The sequence below is a fragment of the Wolbachia endosymbiont (group B) of Schoenobius gigantella genome, assembly GCF_964031005.1.
Classification (GTDB): domain Bacteria; phylum Pseudomonadota; class Alphaproteobacteria; order Rickettsiales; family Anaplasmataceae; genus Wolbachia; species Wolbachia pipientis.
The window spans coordinates 754455-769878 of the sequence record NZ_OZ035002.1; the positions used below are offsets into that span (position 1 = coordinate 754455).

Genomic DNA, 15424 nt, shown 5'->3' on the forward strand with positions numbered 1-15424 from the left:
TAAAAGGAGGGTTATATGCCTAAAAGAAAGCAAGGAGAAACACAAGATGGAGGAGTACAGGATTTTGAGTTAATACAGCTACTTATTCAAGAGGTATATTCTGGTAAGGGGGCTAGTACAAGTATTGCGCAAAGGGGCAAATTTGAGTCTTTTGAGGCAAGGTTTCAATCATATATTGACCAAATTCCATCATATTTACATTCAGTAAGCAAAGAAGGGTTTTTCCCTCATTTTTTCTTGGGGAGCTTTTCTATCTTGCCGGATACACAAATTGCAGAAAAATTAGGTATTAAAAAAGTTTATTTTCGTTTTAACACTGCAAAAACATTAAAGGTAGTTGTTGTTAAAAATAGTCAAATTAAAAGTGATGAAGATGCTATTAAAGGTATAGAACTATTTTCTATTTCAGAAGATGGTAATTCTGGTCATCAATTTACTTCTGGTGAACTGGAATATATATTAAAAGGAAATTTGCATCCTGATACTCAACAAAAGATCGGTACGGTACGAGGTATTAAAGATAGAATTAAAGGTAGGGTTAAATCTAAGTTAGTGCAAATCAACAAAAATGAAGAAAATATTTTTGTTGAAACACAAGATAAAGAAATACTTGACTCTGCTATTAGTCATAATTTTTACGAAATTAAAAAAGAAGAGGAAATATGGAAAGATCAAAATGATAGTACAAAAAGCAAGCCTGAAGATTATATAGCTGATTTAACTAATTCTGATGCAAGTAAAGTTGAAGAATCTTCCAAGAAAGTCATTGATAGAATTAGTAAAGTTCACTCAAAATACAAGGGTTCACTTGTTTACGCTAATCAAGCAAGAGAAGCAGCACATCATGGATTTATAGCAGGAGCTTTAGTAAATTTCCGCTATAGATATAACCTTAGAGTTTACTTAGAGCAATTTGCAGGAAGAGGTTACGCTGATATTGTTCTAGTGCCTCGTGGTAAGGAAAGATCATTGAATGCTGTTCCAATTATTATTGAATTAAAAGCAGGAACGGCTGCTGGTACAACGCCAGGTAATGCATTAGAGCAAGCAAAGGATTATGCAAAAGGGTTTCAGCCAAATACAATGCGTGTTTTGACCATTTCAGATAATGTGCTTTGTGTAGGGTTAAATTTGGACTCAACTGAAAGTGAAAAGTTTTCAATGCATATATCACCTCGTGAAGACAGAGAAATTGCTCCACCTACAATACAGAAGCTTTTAGAAGTAACTTCAAGTTGGAATGGTGAAAGAAGTACAATTACTGATATAACAGAAAAAATAAAACAGCCACTAGAACGTATTTATCATACATTTCCTGGTACGCCGGAGAAAGGAGGTAATTACTTTAGTAGATTTCTATTAGGGCAACTTCTTCTTGCTAATGAGTTCAAGAGAATTAAATTAGAGAAATCCGTATTTTTATATAATGAGTACCCACTTGCCGCTTCTACAAGATCGGGTCCACAATCAACTGAAAGGCCTGTGACAACATTTATGCTGACTAAAGCAAATCAAGGACAGGATAAAGAGGTGTTTATTTTTCATATTAGAGAGGGAGGAAAAGGAGAGTTTAGTGAGAAGAAAATACCCATTAACCTACCAACAGTCAGTAAAATAACAGAGGTATGTATAAGTTTACAAGAGGAAAGAAAATCAGATTTTTTCGATGTAGAAAAGGTTAATAGATATAATTCCTTGAATGAGTATAAAGGGGGAAAGGAATCTTTTAATGGAGAATGGAAAAACATTCCTTATCCTGCTGAGTTAAAGGAAATATTTGATGCAGTACTAGAGTCTCAGCTTGTTTCTTCACAAGATCGATCTCAATCAATAGGCAAGTATAAGGAGTTATTTGGAAAATTAGGTGAGGCAATGTTACCTTTTAAAGTTTTAATAGAAAGGGAAGCACATACTCAAGCTGTATTTCATGGAGCATTTAGCCACTACAGTGATATAAAGTTAGGAGAATCACAAGAAAACAGAGCATTAGTATTAACAGAGTTTCAAACTGGAAGGGGAAAACGTATTGATATGGTCGTACATGGTATTAAGTTTGCAAATCAAGCTAGCAGTGCTAAAGAATACGATCCAGTAGGGTTAGAACTTAAAGGACCAAGGGAAGGTAAGACAGCTAATGCATTAAAAGATGAGGCAAACAAACAAATAAGTGGTGAGTATACGAAGGGTGTCACTTACAAAACACTTACAGATGGAAAGGAAGTAGATTTTGTAGGTGTAGTTTTTGATAAAGAGGCAAGTGACGGAAAATCTCTTATCTTAATGAGCAAAGATGAGTTTGCTTCTGTTAAAGTAGTTCATAGCTCTATCTTTAGTTTTAGTCAGCAACAACCTAGAAAAAAATTTGATCCAAATACTTGCGTGGGGCAAGGTGGTAGAAGTAGAAGAAGCATTAATAACTGCTTGTTTTCAAAGGGTGATGTAGAAAAATTCAGTAAAGGAAATATAGATGAAAATAATGTAGACAAAATTATAATTGATAGTGAAAAATTTCTAACTTATGTTAAAAGCAGTAAAGATGAAGCGAAAAACGCTCAGCTAGTAGAATTTATTGGAAACAAAAATATTGAGGGTGACTATAAATATTTAGTTGATAAGGTGATTGGAGATCAAGGATATGAGCGCTATGTCCAGAATGAGCGTATTAAAGATTTGCAAGGTGATGTTTTACAACAAAATAGTGGTTTAACAAAAAATCCAAAATTAAAAAGCAGGTTAATGAATGCTGCAGGTGGAATACAATTAATAAGAGGAATTCATGGTGCTATTGTATCTTGCAAAGATGGAACAGCGAAGGATTGTGGATTAAATCTAGGCGGAATAGGATGGTCTTTTGCATCTCAACCAATTGAGAATGTAATGGTTAAAATTACTCCAAGAGTTGTAACATCAGCTGAAAAGGTTGTAGGAAAAATTATACCAGGTACTTTAGGTAAACAGACAAAATTTGTTGTCCGGGTTGCAGGAGTAAAATTTGGAAGCACAATAGTAAAAGGTGTGGCAGGGGCTGTAGGTGGTGTCTTTGATATTATTGATATAGGCATATCAGCAAATAATCTTGTAGACTGTAAAAATAGAGAAAGTAGTGATAATCCATGTGGAGAGAAAGAAATAAGGGATAATATAGCATCTATATCCTTTTCTGGAGTGTCATTTGTTTCTGGTGTTGCTCTTACAGCAGCTGGTATGCCGGTGGTTGGTATTGCAGTTGGATTTGGGCTCATGGTAGGTTATGGAGTTTACAGTGGTGTCAGCAATATCGTAGAGTACAAGAAAAAGTATCATACAACTTTTGGAGAAGACTTGAGCATATTTGGGAGAACGATTCTATTTCAAGATATGGCATCTGATGTGCAACACCTTGCAGATAGAAAAAACACAGTTGATAGTCTAGCTAAAGAAGTATGGAAGGCTTTAAATAATGCTCCTAATAGGGTTGTTGCTTATGGTGTTGGTCTTGGAAAAGTAAGTGATAATACTCTTCGGCCTGATTATGCAAAGATTTTGATGGATAAAGAAGATACTAATACCAAAGATCTTTCACGTGTTATACCTGATAGTATACCAGGTGCTAGCAGGATTTGTTTGCCAAAGGTTACTGGGCAGGATTATGAAAAAGGTATTACAAGTTCAGTTCAACCGCCTTTATACTACTGTGAGAATGCAATGGTTATTAGTCACGATGGTAGAAATGGCAAAACAATTGTTTATGATTTACAAAATATAGATAAAGGCGAAATTGTTGGAAGCAATAAATGGAACAATAATTTTCTAATTTATCCAGGTACAACAAAAATAACTGGTGGCAATAATGTAGCAAACAGATTTGTTATTGTAAATAACCCTAGCTTTTCAGGCAAAATGATTGGTGGAAGTAACTCTATTAATATACTTGATCTAAGTCAATTAGCAGAAAATAAAGTTACAGGTGTGATTGACTATCGTTTTAAGCCTAATGCCTATGGGAGATTAAAGGTAAGAATAAATAATCGTTTGTTGATTGATGATTATGTTAGTAACAACCTCTTTAATTACCATTATATTGGAAGGCAGAACAAGGTAGATGAGATCTTGTGCATGGGTTATTCTGAGCATTTTACAGAAAGTGATAGCCGTGATGTTATAATAGATAGTGGCGGTGGTTTTAACAGGAATAGGGAAGATGTAGTTGAAAATTGCAGAAAAGTAATTATTTCGCCGTATACTACAGTCGAAGGTGGAAAAAGCAATTATACTTTTTACGTAAAAACTGCAGACTATAAAGGTAGGGGTTTATATTCAGAAATTAATGTAGATGGAACAGGAACTGTAGTTTTTCCAGAGATTGATTTATTAAGTGATTGTGATCAGATAACCTACTCTAAAGAGAGTAATACTTTATCTTTAAAAATAAATTTTGGTCAAAATAATCAATTTACTCTTGATGTAAGAAATTATGTCGAGCAGAGCAGTAATAAACCTCACTTTGTACTAATAGATAAAAATGGTAGTAATATTGTTCCTAAGATTGAGAGATCAGACTCAGCAACTATAAAGATTAATTCATTTGAATTACATTCAGAACATTCTTTAGGTAAATTTAAGGATGTTGAAAATCATTACAAAAAGATTCTAAACAATAATAAGGATTATAAGGTTTTGAGTGTTATTAGAGATAGAGTACAGAATCAGGGTAATAGTGCAGTTCCACATGTGGTTTTTGGTTCTTCGGGAGACGATGCAATCAACTTCGATCAAGGCACTATATTTGCGAGAGGAGGAAAAGGAAGGGACGTATATGTTATTACTGATGATATAAATAATAAAGAAGTTAAGATTGATAATAATTCAGATGATGAAAAAATAGATACGCTATTTATGCCAGAGGTTGAAAAAGATTTTTCAATTCAGCAATGTGATCTGTATTTAAAATATAATAATAGTAACATTCGAGTAAAAAACTACTTTCAAGATCGTAATTATAGGCATCTTATAATTATGAATAAAAAGGGAGAAACATTTATCCCTATTATAGAGTCAATGTCATGTTCTTCTTCAGGAAAAGGAAAATTAGTTCCCTTTTTACAAGCGACACAAATTCAGAGTATGTTTTTATTGTCTAAAGATTTTCAAGGTGATCATATAGTGATTGATTCTAATCTTGAAGATATCGAGAAATATAAAGATAAAGATGATCTCTTATTAATAAGAGAAGGAGAAGCTCCTTTGATTATTAGAATAGAAGATTTTTATAATGATCAAAGTAAATGGAGAGATATTAATTTTCTTCTGTGGAACAATGGTAATTTTTCCCAATATTTAGGTTTACAGCAAGAAGTCAATGGAATAATAGACTATCAAGACAAACTTAAGGGTGATTATAGAAAGATCATAAAAGAATATAATGTAGATTTTACTCAGTCTAGCAGTATTACACATAATCAAGACGATACTTTAACTTCTCTAGGGAACGATGAAGAACGTATAGGAGTAGTGATATTAAAAAATATTGCTCCTAATCAGATTGAAGTTTCTAGTAGTGGTACAGATCTGATATTTCGTGATAAGAGGTCCAATCATACGGTCAACATAAAAGGTTGGAATAATAGTAAGTCTTATAGGATTTCTACATTGGAGTTTGATCTAGGCTTAGAACCGATAACAATACGCAGATTAGATAAGTTTAGCTTACATGAGGTAGGAAAAATACAAAGTTTAATTGATATAGCTTCAGAAAATTACCAGAATAAAAGTAAATATACTCCTAAAGTAGAAAATGACTTTAAATGTTTAATATCAGTTGAAGGTTTTGAAAGAGAAAACAAAGAACCAACATATCAATGTCTTGGTTTTTCTTCACTTCAGGACCAGGTTAGCTTTACAGAAAATTTCTGTAGTTTAGAGCAACTCACTGAATTTAGAGATAAATCGAATAGCACTCAGGTTTCAGCGTTATCAAAGAATTTACAAAATAATCTTTCGTTAAATGGATATGATCAAAATATAGCAGATAAGTGCTCTAAATTAATGTTAGCTGAAGAAAATAATCAGCAGAGTAAAATATCTTCTATGATTAAAGATATTGAAGAATCTACTTTCCTTGGCCAATCAGAAAATAAGTTAGATTTAGGTAGATGTTTAAGTGAAAGGAAGAAAAGAAGCTCTCATTTTTGTCCAGCGTTTTTGGAAAATATATACAATGAACTTAATAGAGAAGAAATTGAAAGAAGAAATATTGTTTTAGAAGAAAGCAGTATGCGCGTAATTACTTCAGACCATAAAACACTCGATATAGAAGACTTACCTATTCGAGAAGTAGTAATTAATGACAATATCAACAGAAAAAGGAGTTTAAGGAGTACGCTAGATTTGCGTAAGTTGGTACAACAAATAAATGAGGATTTGGGTATTAAACCAATATCAATGGTTATTAAAGATGCAAGTGATTTATTAATTAAGGTGTCTATATCAGCCACTGATTTGCAGCAAGATGTAATGACAATTAGGTTAAAAGATGCACTTATAAATAAGTGGTATAAGAAATTACAAATTATTTTTAATAACGCACCAATGGAAATAGACAATAGTCTAGATTTAAAGCCTTCACTTTTCATCTCTGATAAAAGAATCATTGTGGTAACGCCTCAGGAAGTAGAAGAAAAGAATAAGCTGGTTATATCTAAAAAGGCAGGGCAATATGCTTTTCTTTATTCTGGATATGACTTGATAGTTACCAACGCTTTTAATGCAAATATGGAGTTATGTATTATATATTTTAAGGATTTTTATAAAGAACCTAAAATGAAAACGTTGTCTATAAGATTCACTGATAAAGAAATACTATTAAGTGATGAAATAGATAAAATATACAACTCAGAGAGTGCTGATAAATTAAATTATGTTAGCTCTATTCTCAATTTACAGGAAAGTTCTTTACCTTTAGAAGTTTCAAGTAGTAGCGATATTGAGGCTCAAGGGAAATTTAAGAGAACACCTTTGCATTTTGCTTCTGAAGCTGGTGAGTGGGATAAAGTTAGGCTTCTTCTCGATAGAGGTGCTAATCCCGAAGTTCAAGATAAGTTTGGTTACACACCAATATTTCTTGCTACTCAGTCAGGTAAATGGAGTGTAGTAGAACTTCTTCTTAATTATGGTGCTAATATTAATGCTCAAGATGAGGAAGATCGAACACTTTTATGCTTTGCTGTATCAGGGAATAATTTAGATATGGTTCAATTTCTTCTTGATAGAGGTGTAAGCATTGAGGCTCAAGACAAGTTTGGTTACACACCTATACTCTATGCTGCTCGGTCAGGTAAATGGAGTGTGGTCAAACTTTTTATTGATAATGGTGCTAAATTTAATAATGAAACGACGTTTCAGGGAACACCTTTACATTTTGCGATTCAGGAAGGAAATTTGGATATGGTTCAATTTCTTCTTGATAAAGGTACTGATATTGAGGTCCAAAATGCATATGATCAAAAACCCCTGCATCTTGCTGTGAAAGCAGGTAGGCTGGACATATTAAAACTTCTCCTTGATCGAGAACCCAATATAAATGCTACAGATATGGATGGACAGACACCTTCAGATTTGGCTATTCAAAAAGGTTACAACAACATAGTGGAGATTTTAAGACAAGCACAATTAAATCTAGATAAAGAATTATTAATTGCTGTAAGAAGCGGAGACTTTGATAAAGTTCAAGATCATATTATACGAGGTGCTGATGTTAATGCTATAGACATTATTGCTGGTAGAAAACCTATCCACATTACTGCTAAAAGAAATTACAAGGATATTGTAGACCTTCTCCTGAGCAAAGGAGTAAGCGTTGATCAGGCTGATAAAAGTAATGGTATGACACCGCTACATTATGCAGCATCGAAGGGCTCCTTAGAAGTTGTAAAATTTTTAATAGAAAAAGGGGCTGGTGTTAACATAAAGGATAGATATGGAGGTACACCTTTGCATGTGGCTGCTGAGCAAGGAGAGCTAGAGGTGATAAAGTACCTTATAGAAAAAGGGGCCATTGTCAATGCTAAAGATAAAGATGGTAGAACACCGCTAGATATTGCTAGAGATAAAGGATATAATAATATTGTAAATTATTTAGAGGAAGAGCTCAATAAAGAGAGAGAAAAACCTGTACAACGCAAACGCCGTCATCACCATGGAGGTCATAATTCTCATCACTTATCACGCAAACCTCGTGCTATAGATTCAAGTAATCAACCTAAAATAGCAACAAGCAGTGGCGCAAAACCATCTTCATGGATAAATGATTTATTTGGTTGGATAAGAAGCTCTGTGAGTGGATTGTTAAGTTCTAAACCTGAGAGCACTCCAAGTCCAATCTCACAAGTAGATGCAAGAGTAGATGTAAATGGTATGATAATGTTACTTGACTTATTGATTAGAAGGGTTACAGGTCAAAAGTATATTTCTACAGTAGATCAGTCTATATCTCCACTAGAAGCAAAGGGCTATGCACTCAGTATTACAAAGGGATTTGAGAAAGTAGTAGAGCAAACTGCAAAGGATAGCAAAGTATCAGTGCATCGACTAAATATTGATTTTGTGGGAATACAGAAAGAAGTTACAGGAAAAATCATGAGTGGTAAATTTAATGAGATTTCAGGTATTTTAAAATCATATGTAGAGAAAGCATGTCCTGGTGAAGAAGCTGGTAAGTTAAGTTCTAAAAAGTTTGACAAGTTTATAGCTCAATTTAATAAGGGGCTGCTAAATCAATCAATAGAGCAGATATTACACAACAGAGATGGTACATTAGAAGTTGATGGTGCAAAGCAAATGAGTTTAGAGCCTCAAAGTTATTTAAGTAATGCTTCTATTCAAAGCCATTCAAAAGTATCAACTTGTCTTTCTGATGTAGGAGTAACCAAGCTTGGAAATACTTTGAGTAAGTAGATGAGAATATGGAAGATATAATATGCCAAATAGTGAAAAGTAAAGGTGATAGAATCAGCCAAAATAATTAGGGAAACCAGTAGCAAGTTTGATAGTCCTAATACTAAAGTGGCTTTGATATAGAAGTTTGGGTAACGTTATGATAGTAATTTATATAATTCTATGTGCAATCTTTATAGCTGTTTTAGACAGTTCATTAGACTCTTAATTAAGGGGTATGTTCGACTTAGGAAAGATTTTCATAAATGTTGAAAAGTAAAATGAATAAGTTGTAGTATTTATGTTTTTTCCCTGAGTTGTAAAATTTCAGAATGAGAGAGACCGGTAATTTGAGCTATAACATCAATAGAGACACCGGCCTTGAGTGAGTTTTTGGCCACAGCTATTTTAGTCTTTTTTTCTCCCTCTTCTCTACCTTTTTCTGCGCCAATTTTGATGCCACGTTCTTCACCAATGAGGATGCCTTCTAGTCTACCTTTTTCGTGACCTACTTTAAGACCCTCATCAAATTTTTGAGCAAAAGCAGCAATCTCATCCATTATGCGTTTCTTCATTTGTTCATATGCTAGTAACTCTTCTTCTGACCAATTAAACTTATTCATCTCTTCATAAGCTCGTTTTATTATTACGTCACTACCAACTATTTTATCTAGGTCTTCTTCGTTTGTTTCTGCTGCATATCGAAAAAAGTAACACCATTTTTCTACTATATTTTCTAGTTGGTCTTCTTTTGTCTTTGTAAATTTTGGTAGTTCTATGAATACGAAGTAAAAATCCTTTAAGTCATGTTCAAAGCTATTTTGATCTAAAATGACATGATTAGATTTATACTCAGACTTATCTGGAAAAATAATACAATCAGCAACAGCAATAAAGATAATTTCCTTGAGATTATGATAATTATCACCTTGATCAGCTTGACTTGAGTAGGCTTTGGCAGCATAATATTGAGCACGTTTTTCGAAGCCCTTGGTCTTAGTGAACTGCATTTCTATAATATATCTTGAACCTTGAGAGTCCTTACAAAGAACATCAACAATACTCTGCTTTTTAGCGGCAATTTCAGGGTCCAAAATGGTAGCTAAGAATTCAACATCGTGAATAGCAGCTAAGCCAGTAAAGCCTAAAATATCGTTCAAGAAATGAATGAGAATATCTTTATTCTTCTCGGTGCCAAATATTCTTTTAAAGGCATAATCATTGCGAGCATCAAGAAACTTCGAAAGAGCCATGAGAAAGTAAGATAAAAAGCATTAATAATTATACACAATTGTGAAGAAATATTCAACTAAAATGCAAACATTTTGTATATCTTTATTTGGTAGTATTAACCTGTATAATATTTATGGTAGATATCTCAATAAGGTATCAGATAGCACAAAAAGTAAAAAGCTGGAGGTTAAAGCCAGGATATACTCAAAAAGATTTAGCGGGAAAAATCGGCGTAACGTATCAAGTAGTACTACAATATGAAAAAGGAACACGTAAAATTTCGATTGAAAAGTTGTATGCTATAGCAGAGATATTGTCGATTGGTATTGTAGACCTAATTCCTGTATCAAATGAAAAAATCCGCCTTGAAGACGAGGAAGAGGAAATATTAAATCTAGTAAGAAAATATAAAACGATTAATGATCAAGAGTTGCGCAAGGTGTTTTACTTGCTAGCAAAATTTACCCGAGTTGGTGAGAAAAGTAGTAGAAAATCGGAAAAAATAACAATTGCAAAAGGTCTGGTTAAAGCAGGAGTTTCTGTTGATACTGTTTCAAAAACAATTGGTCTGTCTGCTGATGAATGTGTTGAAGAAAAAGGAGGTTCTATTTACTGCCAAATAGGAAAGAAGATAAAAGAATGGAGGCTAGTGAGAGAGTATACTCAAAAGGATTTGGCTGAGAAAATGGATACAACACGTGATGAAATAAGCAGCTATGAACAAGGACGTGTAGCTATTCCACTGGAAAAATTATATGCAATAGCAGAAACATTATCGATTAATATTACAGATCTGCTAATAGAGGAAGGTAGTAAAGTAGAAAATGAACTACCGAATTTAATTGAAGAATACAAAAAGATTGAAAGTCAAGAACTACGTAATGCATTAATAAGATCTCTATTTGAAGGCATACGGATTTGCGAAGAAAAAGTGAAAAGAGCAGAAAAGATCAAAATTGCAAAAGACTTAGTAAAAAAAGGAATTTCTATCAATATTATTTTAAAAACAATAGGCATCTCTTTAGACGAAATTCAACAAATTTAAGTAAAAAAATCAGTATCTATTAACATCTTTACTTTTTAATGAAAAAATAAGTAAAAAAGATTGAAAAATTGATTTGACTTCACTCGGAAGCTATGGCTCTATGCCAATGCTGATAAAAAAACAGCAGTAAATATTTAAAAAAAGTTTGTTGTTAGTGAAGGGTAAATTATATGAATAAAAGTAAAGAAGAAATCGAATTCAGAATATTAGAAAGCAAAGGTAAAGCACTACTTGATCGTGAAATAATGGAAACATTTTTAAGTGCAGTACATGAAAGGCCGCAAGCTCAAGAAATTGCTAAAAATCTGGTGAACACTTATACGGGAGTAGGAAGGATTTTAGGTAGAGAAATGGATGACCTGAAAGTTATAGAAGGAGTGACTGATTCTGCAGTAGCAATGATTATGTGTGTTAAGGAAACACTAGAAAGGGTACTGAAAGAAAAGCTTAAGAGTGAGCCAATAATGGACTTACAAGGGCTAGTAGAATATTTGAACGTAAGTATAGGTCATGCAGAGAGGGAATGTGTAAAAATATTGTATTTGAATAAAAGGCGCCAATTAATCGGAGAAGAATCGTATATTGGTGAAATGGAAAAAGCACCAGTATACATAAAGGAAATTACAAGAAAAGCATTAATAAAAAATGCAACATTAGTAATAATGTCACATAACCATCCTGGAGGGAGTTTAGAACCATCAGAAGAAGATCAAGAAGTAACGAAGAGCTTAGCGGCAGCATGTAGTACTGTAAGCGTTAGATTATTTGATCACATTATCATCACAAGTACGGGCTATTTTAGCTTTCGAGAAAACGGATTGTTATAGTAGAAAGTATTTGCAAATCTACTCACTATAATTTATAATGAGTAGTAGAGTGTATAACAACTATACACTTAGAAAGTATATTTAATAGCGGAGGCTAATATGGGTAATAAGATAATTGTACCTTTTGATGACAAAAAAGGAGGTGTTTACGAGTTAAACGTTGATCTTGATAAATTATCAAAAGGTGAGATGTTAAATGCTATTGTAGGAATTGGTCGTACTAAAGAGCAGCCTACTTTTGTAAGCAAAATTAATAAGGCTAAAAAGTCTCAAGAAATAGCACCTTTCCCTGGTAGAGAAGTTCGCGAAAACAAAATCAACTATGGGAAAGGACTTGACTACATATATGGCACAAAACCTTTAAATGATCAAGCAGAAGATTTAAATCCATTTACTTCAGCTTTGCAAAAAATAAAGCCAAGTATAAGCGAAAGTGAAAAGTTGAGCTGGTTTAAGAGTGGAGTGGTAAAAGCAAAAACCCCAAAAGAGATGAACAAAGTTATAGATGAAGTAATAGGTGATGGAACAAGGCTAAATGCATGTAATGATGGGGAATGGAGTTTCTCAGAGTATGTAGTATTAGGTACACATTTTCATAAATTTGATAAGGTTGATCGTAAAAAGGTAATACGTAAATTAATGTTAAGCGGTGCAGAGTTTCATGATACTCTACTACAGAATAAACTGATAGGTGAAATCTATGATGAGCTACAACCAGAAGTTCAACCACAGATAGATAAGCAACTAGAAGAACTAGAGAAAGCTGGCGAAAGTGCTGTTCAGGAAGGAGAATTAATAGATATCGAGATAGACAATGCAACATTATATATAGAATTTTCTGAGGACAGTAAAGTAGAGGTTGCCAAAATACTGAGAGAGTTAGGAAGTAATATTTTAAAAATTGGTAATGATGCAGTTGAGGTTAAAAGTGAGAAAGGAGGTGTAAGAAACTATACCGATATGTCAAATGGCAGCTCTGTCATGTTAGAGTTTCCTACGAGCATTGGTAAGCTAAATGTTATATTGTACCACGATGTAAAAAAATATGATCAAGTACAAGTCAGAGTAGAAAACAAGGAAATGTGGGCTGAGTTACAAAAAAGAGGCGAAGAAATAGGAAAAAATTGTCTCTTTGGAGGAGTGAAACTTAAAGAAGTGGTAGAAAGAGGTAATTTCACTAGATGTGGCATATGGAATGAAAAGTATGCTATAAAAGAGATTAGCAATGATGAAGTATTGTCTTCATGGGTAAATAGGGTATGTGGAGGTAGTAAAGAAACCTTTAGGGAACTTTAATGCGTCTACAGCAAACTTTAAGGTTCCAGAGGTTTTTTCTACCGTTATATCTGAGCTATAGTAGAAAATATTATACGCATGGTTGTTTTCGTGGAAAAAAGTCTAGACTGTGAAGTAGGGGAAAAAGTAAAAAATTGGAGGTTAGAGCGAGGTTATACTCAGAAGGATTTAGCTGAGAAAATTGGTGTAAAGTACTGGGTAATACTGCAATATGAGAAAGGGAACCGTAGAATTTCAATTGAAAGGTTGTATGCTATAACTGAGGCACTATCAATCAGTATTACTGATCTTATTCCTGTATCAAAAAGCTGTCTTGAAGATGAAGAAGAAATATTAAATCTAGTAAGAGAATATAAAAAGATTAACGATCAGGAGTTACGTAAGATGTTTTGTTTGCTAACCAAATTTGTCCAAGTTAGTGAGAAAAGTAGTAGAAAATCGGAAAAAATAAAAATTGCAAAGAGTCTGGTTAAAGCAGGAGTTTCTGTTGATATTGTTGCAAAAACAATTGGTCTGTCTGCTGATGAATGTGTTGAAGAAAAAGTTGGTTCTATCTACTACCAAATAGGCAAAAAGATAAAGGAATGGAGACTAGTGAGAGAGTATACTCAAAAGGATTTAGCGGAGAAAATGAGTACAACACGTGACGAAATAAGCAACTATGAACAAGGACGCGTAGCTACTCCACTGGGAAAATTATATGAGATAGCAGAAACATTATCGATTAGTATTACAGATCTACTAACAGAGGAAGATGAAGGTAGTAAAGTGGAAAATGAGCTACCGAATTTGATTAAAGAATACAAAGAAATTGAGAGCCAAGAACTACGTCATGCACTAATAAAATCTCTGTTTGAAGGGATGCGGATTTGTGAGGAGAAAGTGAGAGAGATAGAAAGGATTAAAGTTGCAAAGGATCTAGTAAAAGGTGGAATTTCTATTGATATTATTTTGCAAGCGGTAGGTTTACCTGTTGATGTAGTTCTAGATGGGTAGCTCATGAAAAAATTATAGTAATAGAGTTTTTTTTAATGGAGGTGTATGTGTTTGTTTCTGCAAGCAATGTTAGTTATGGAATGGGGCAAAAAATAGAAAATTGTAGGTTAATGCGAGGTCATACTCAAATAGGATTAGCAGGTCAAATAGGTTTAACATACCAAGAAGTAAACAGCTATGAAAATGGCTATAGCGCTATTCCAATTGAAGTACTATATATAATAGCAAGAGTATTATCAGTTGACGTTGTAGATTTATTACCTGAACCAGTAATAGTAAGGGAAGACAGCTATGAAGACGAGGAAATACTCTATCTAACGAAAATATACGAGAATCAAAAGTTAGGCAAAATAGTACCTTCATTAGTCAGGTTTGTGCATATTAGTGAGAAAATCAATCAAGAGGAGGCAAGGTTGGAAATAGCAAAAAATCTAGTGAAAGAAGGAGTTTCTACTGATGTTATTTCCCAGGCAACGGGTTTATCTATTTACGAGTATGATAGTACAGAGAGAGAAATCTGCACTGATTCTATATATTACAGAATAGGACAAAGAATAAGAGAATGGAGATTGATAAAAAGGTATACTCAGAAAGATTTAACAAACAAAGTTGGTTTAACACTCAAGGAAATACACGAATATGAAAGAGGGTATACTGCTATAACATTTGATAAATTATATGAAATGGCAGGAGCATTATCAGTGAATATTAAAGTTTTGCTACCTGAAACGAGAGAAAGTAAAGAAGAAAATAGGCTATTGAGTTTAATAGACGAGTACAGAGAACAAGAATCATTAGTCAAATCTCTATCTGAAGATATGAAAAGCGGCAAGGAAAAAGTTAAAAAAGCAGAGAAAATCAAGATTGCAAAAGATCTAGTTAAGGCAGGTGTTGCTAGTGATATTATTGTGCGAGCAAGTGGCCTAACTGCTGATGAGTGTGAAAATTGAATTGTGTTAAAGACGGTACTGAGAAATATTATATTAAGATATGAGTAAAAATAGTTACGTATTTAATACATCTATTCTGAAAATTTGTTTAGCTGACTCAACTGAAGCATTTTCATAAAGTTTTGCTGCTAACTTGCTTGTTTGATAACTTTCTTTAACGTCATCAC

Annotated in this window: 7 protein-coding genes; 6 read left to right on the top strand and 1 reads right to left on the bottom strand. The window is 33.4% G+C overall.

Annotated features, from left to right (window positions below):
• The first annotated feature begins 15 nt into the window (after positions 1-15).
• The gene (locus tag ACQH2O_RS03550) at positions 16-8931 is read left to right on the top strand and encodes an ankyrin repeat domain-containing protein (RefSeq protein ID WP_425385343.1); all 8916 of its coding nucleotides are present in this window, start codon (positions 16-18) and stop codon (positions 8929-8931) included.
• Positions 8932-9209: 278 nt separating this feature from the next.
• Here ACQH2O_RS03550 and ACQH2O_RS03555 read toward each other — a convergent pair whose 3' ends face one another.
• Complete coding sequence (locus tag ACQH2O_RS03555; protein WP_425385344.1) at positions 9210-10163, bottom strand: Rpn family recombination-promoting nuclease/putative transposase; 954 nt, start codon at positions 10161-10163, stop codon at positions 9210-9212.
• Between the two features lie 113 nt (positions 10164-10276).
• On the opposite strand from ACQH2O_RS03555, the gene wmk (ACQH2O_RS03560) reads away from it, so the two are divergent.
• From wmk (ACQH2O_RS03560) to wmk (ACQH2O_RS03580), 5 genes are all read left to right on the top strand, one after another.
• On the top strand, positions 10277-11188 hold the full coding sequence (gene wmk, locus ACQH2O_RS03560; protein ID WP_425385345.1) for a WO male-killing family protein Wmk: 912 nt from the start codon (positions 10277-10279) through the stop codon (positions 11186-11188).
• 170 nt (positions 11189-11358) lie between these two features.
• Complete coding sequence (locus tag ACQH2O_RS03565; RefSeq protein WP_264687048.1) at positions 11359-12015, top strand: JAB domain-containing protein; 657 nt, start codon at positions 11359-11361, stop codon at positions 12013-12015.
• Between the two features lie 99 nt (positions 12016-12114).
• Positions 12115-13311: a hypothetical protein gene (locus tag ACQH2O_RS03570; protein WP_408067558.1), complete on the top strand. Its 1197-nt coding sequence runs from the start codon at positions 12115-12117 to the stop codon at positions 13309-13311.
• Positions 13312-13389: 78 nt separating this feature from the next.
• Entirely contained in the window at positions 13390-14307 is a 918-nt protein-coding gene (wmk, locus tag ACQH2O_RS03575; protein ID WP_425385346.1) for a WO male-killing family protein Wmk, read from the top strand.
• A 35-nt stretch (positions 14308-14342) separates the two neighbouring features.
• Positions 14343-15257 (top strand): WO male-killing family protein Wmk, encoded by a 915-nt coding sequence (wmk, locus tag ACQH2O_RS03580; RefSeq protein WP_425385347.1) that lies wholly within the window; start codon positions 14343-14345, stop codon positions 15255-15257.
• Positions 15258-15424: the final 167 nt, after the last annotated feature.

Excerpts from the sequence above, each read along its gene's own strand:
- ACQH2O_RS03565 (WP_264687048.1), top strand. The coding sequence starts at position 11,359 with ATGAATAAAAGTAAAGAAGAAATCGAATTCAGAATATTAGAAAGCAAA.
- wmk (WP_425385346.1), top strand. The coding sequence starts at position 13,390 with ATGGTTGTTTTCGTGGAAAAAAGTCTAGACTGTGAAGTAGGGGAAAAA.
- ACQH2O_RS03550 (WP_425385343.1), top strand. The coding sequence starts at position 16 with ATGCCTAAAAGAAAGCAAGGAGAAACACAAGATGGAGGAGTACAGGAT.
- wmk (WP_425385347.1), top strand. The coding sequence starts at position 14,343 with ATGGAGGTGTATGTGTTTGTTTCTGCAAGCAATGTTAGTTATGGAATG.
- ACQH2O_RS03555 (WP_425385344.1), bottom strand. The coding sequence starts at position 10,163 with ATGGCTCTTTCGAAGTTTCTTGATGCTCGCAATGATTATGCCTTTAAA.
- ACQH2O_RS03570 (WP_408067558.1), top strand. The coding sequence starts at position 12,115 with ATGGGTAATAAGATAATTGTACCTTTTGATGACAAAAAAGGAGGTGTT.
- wmk (WP_425385345.1), top strand. The coding sequence starts at position 10,277 with ATGGTAGATATCTCAATAAGGTATCAGATAGCACAAAAAGTAAAAAGC.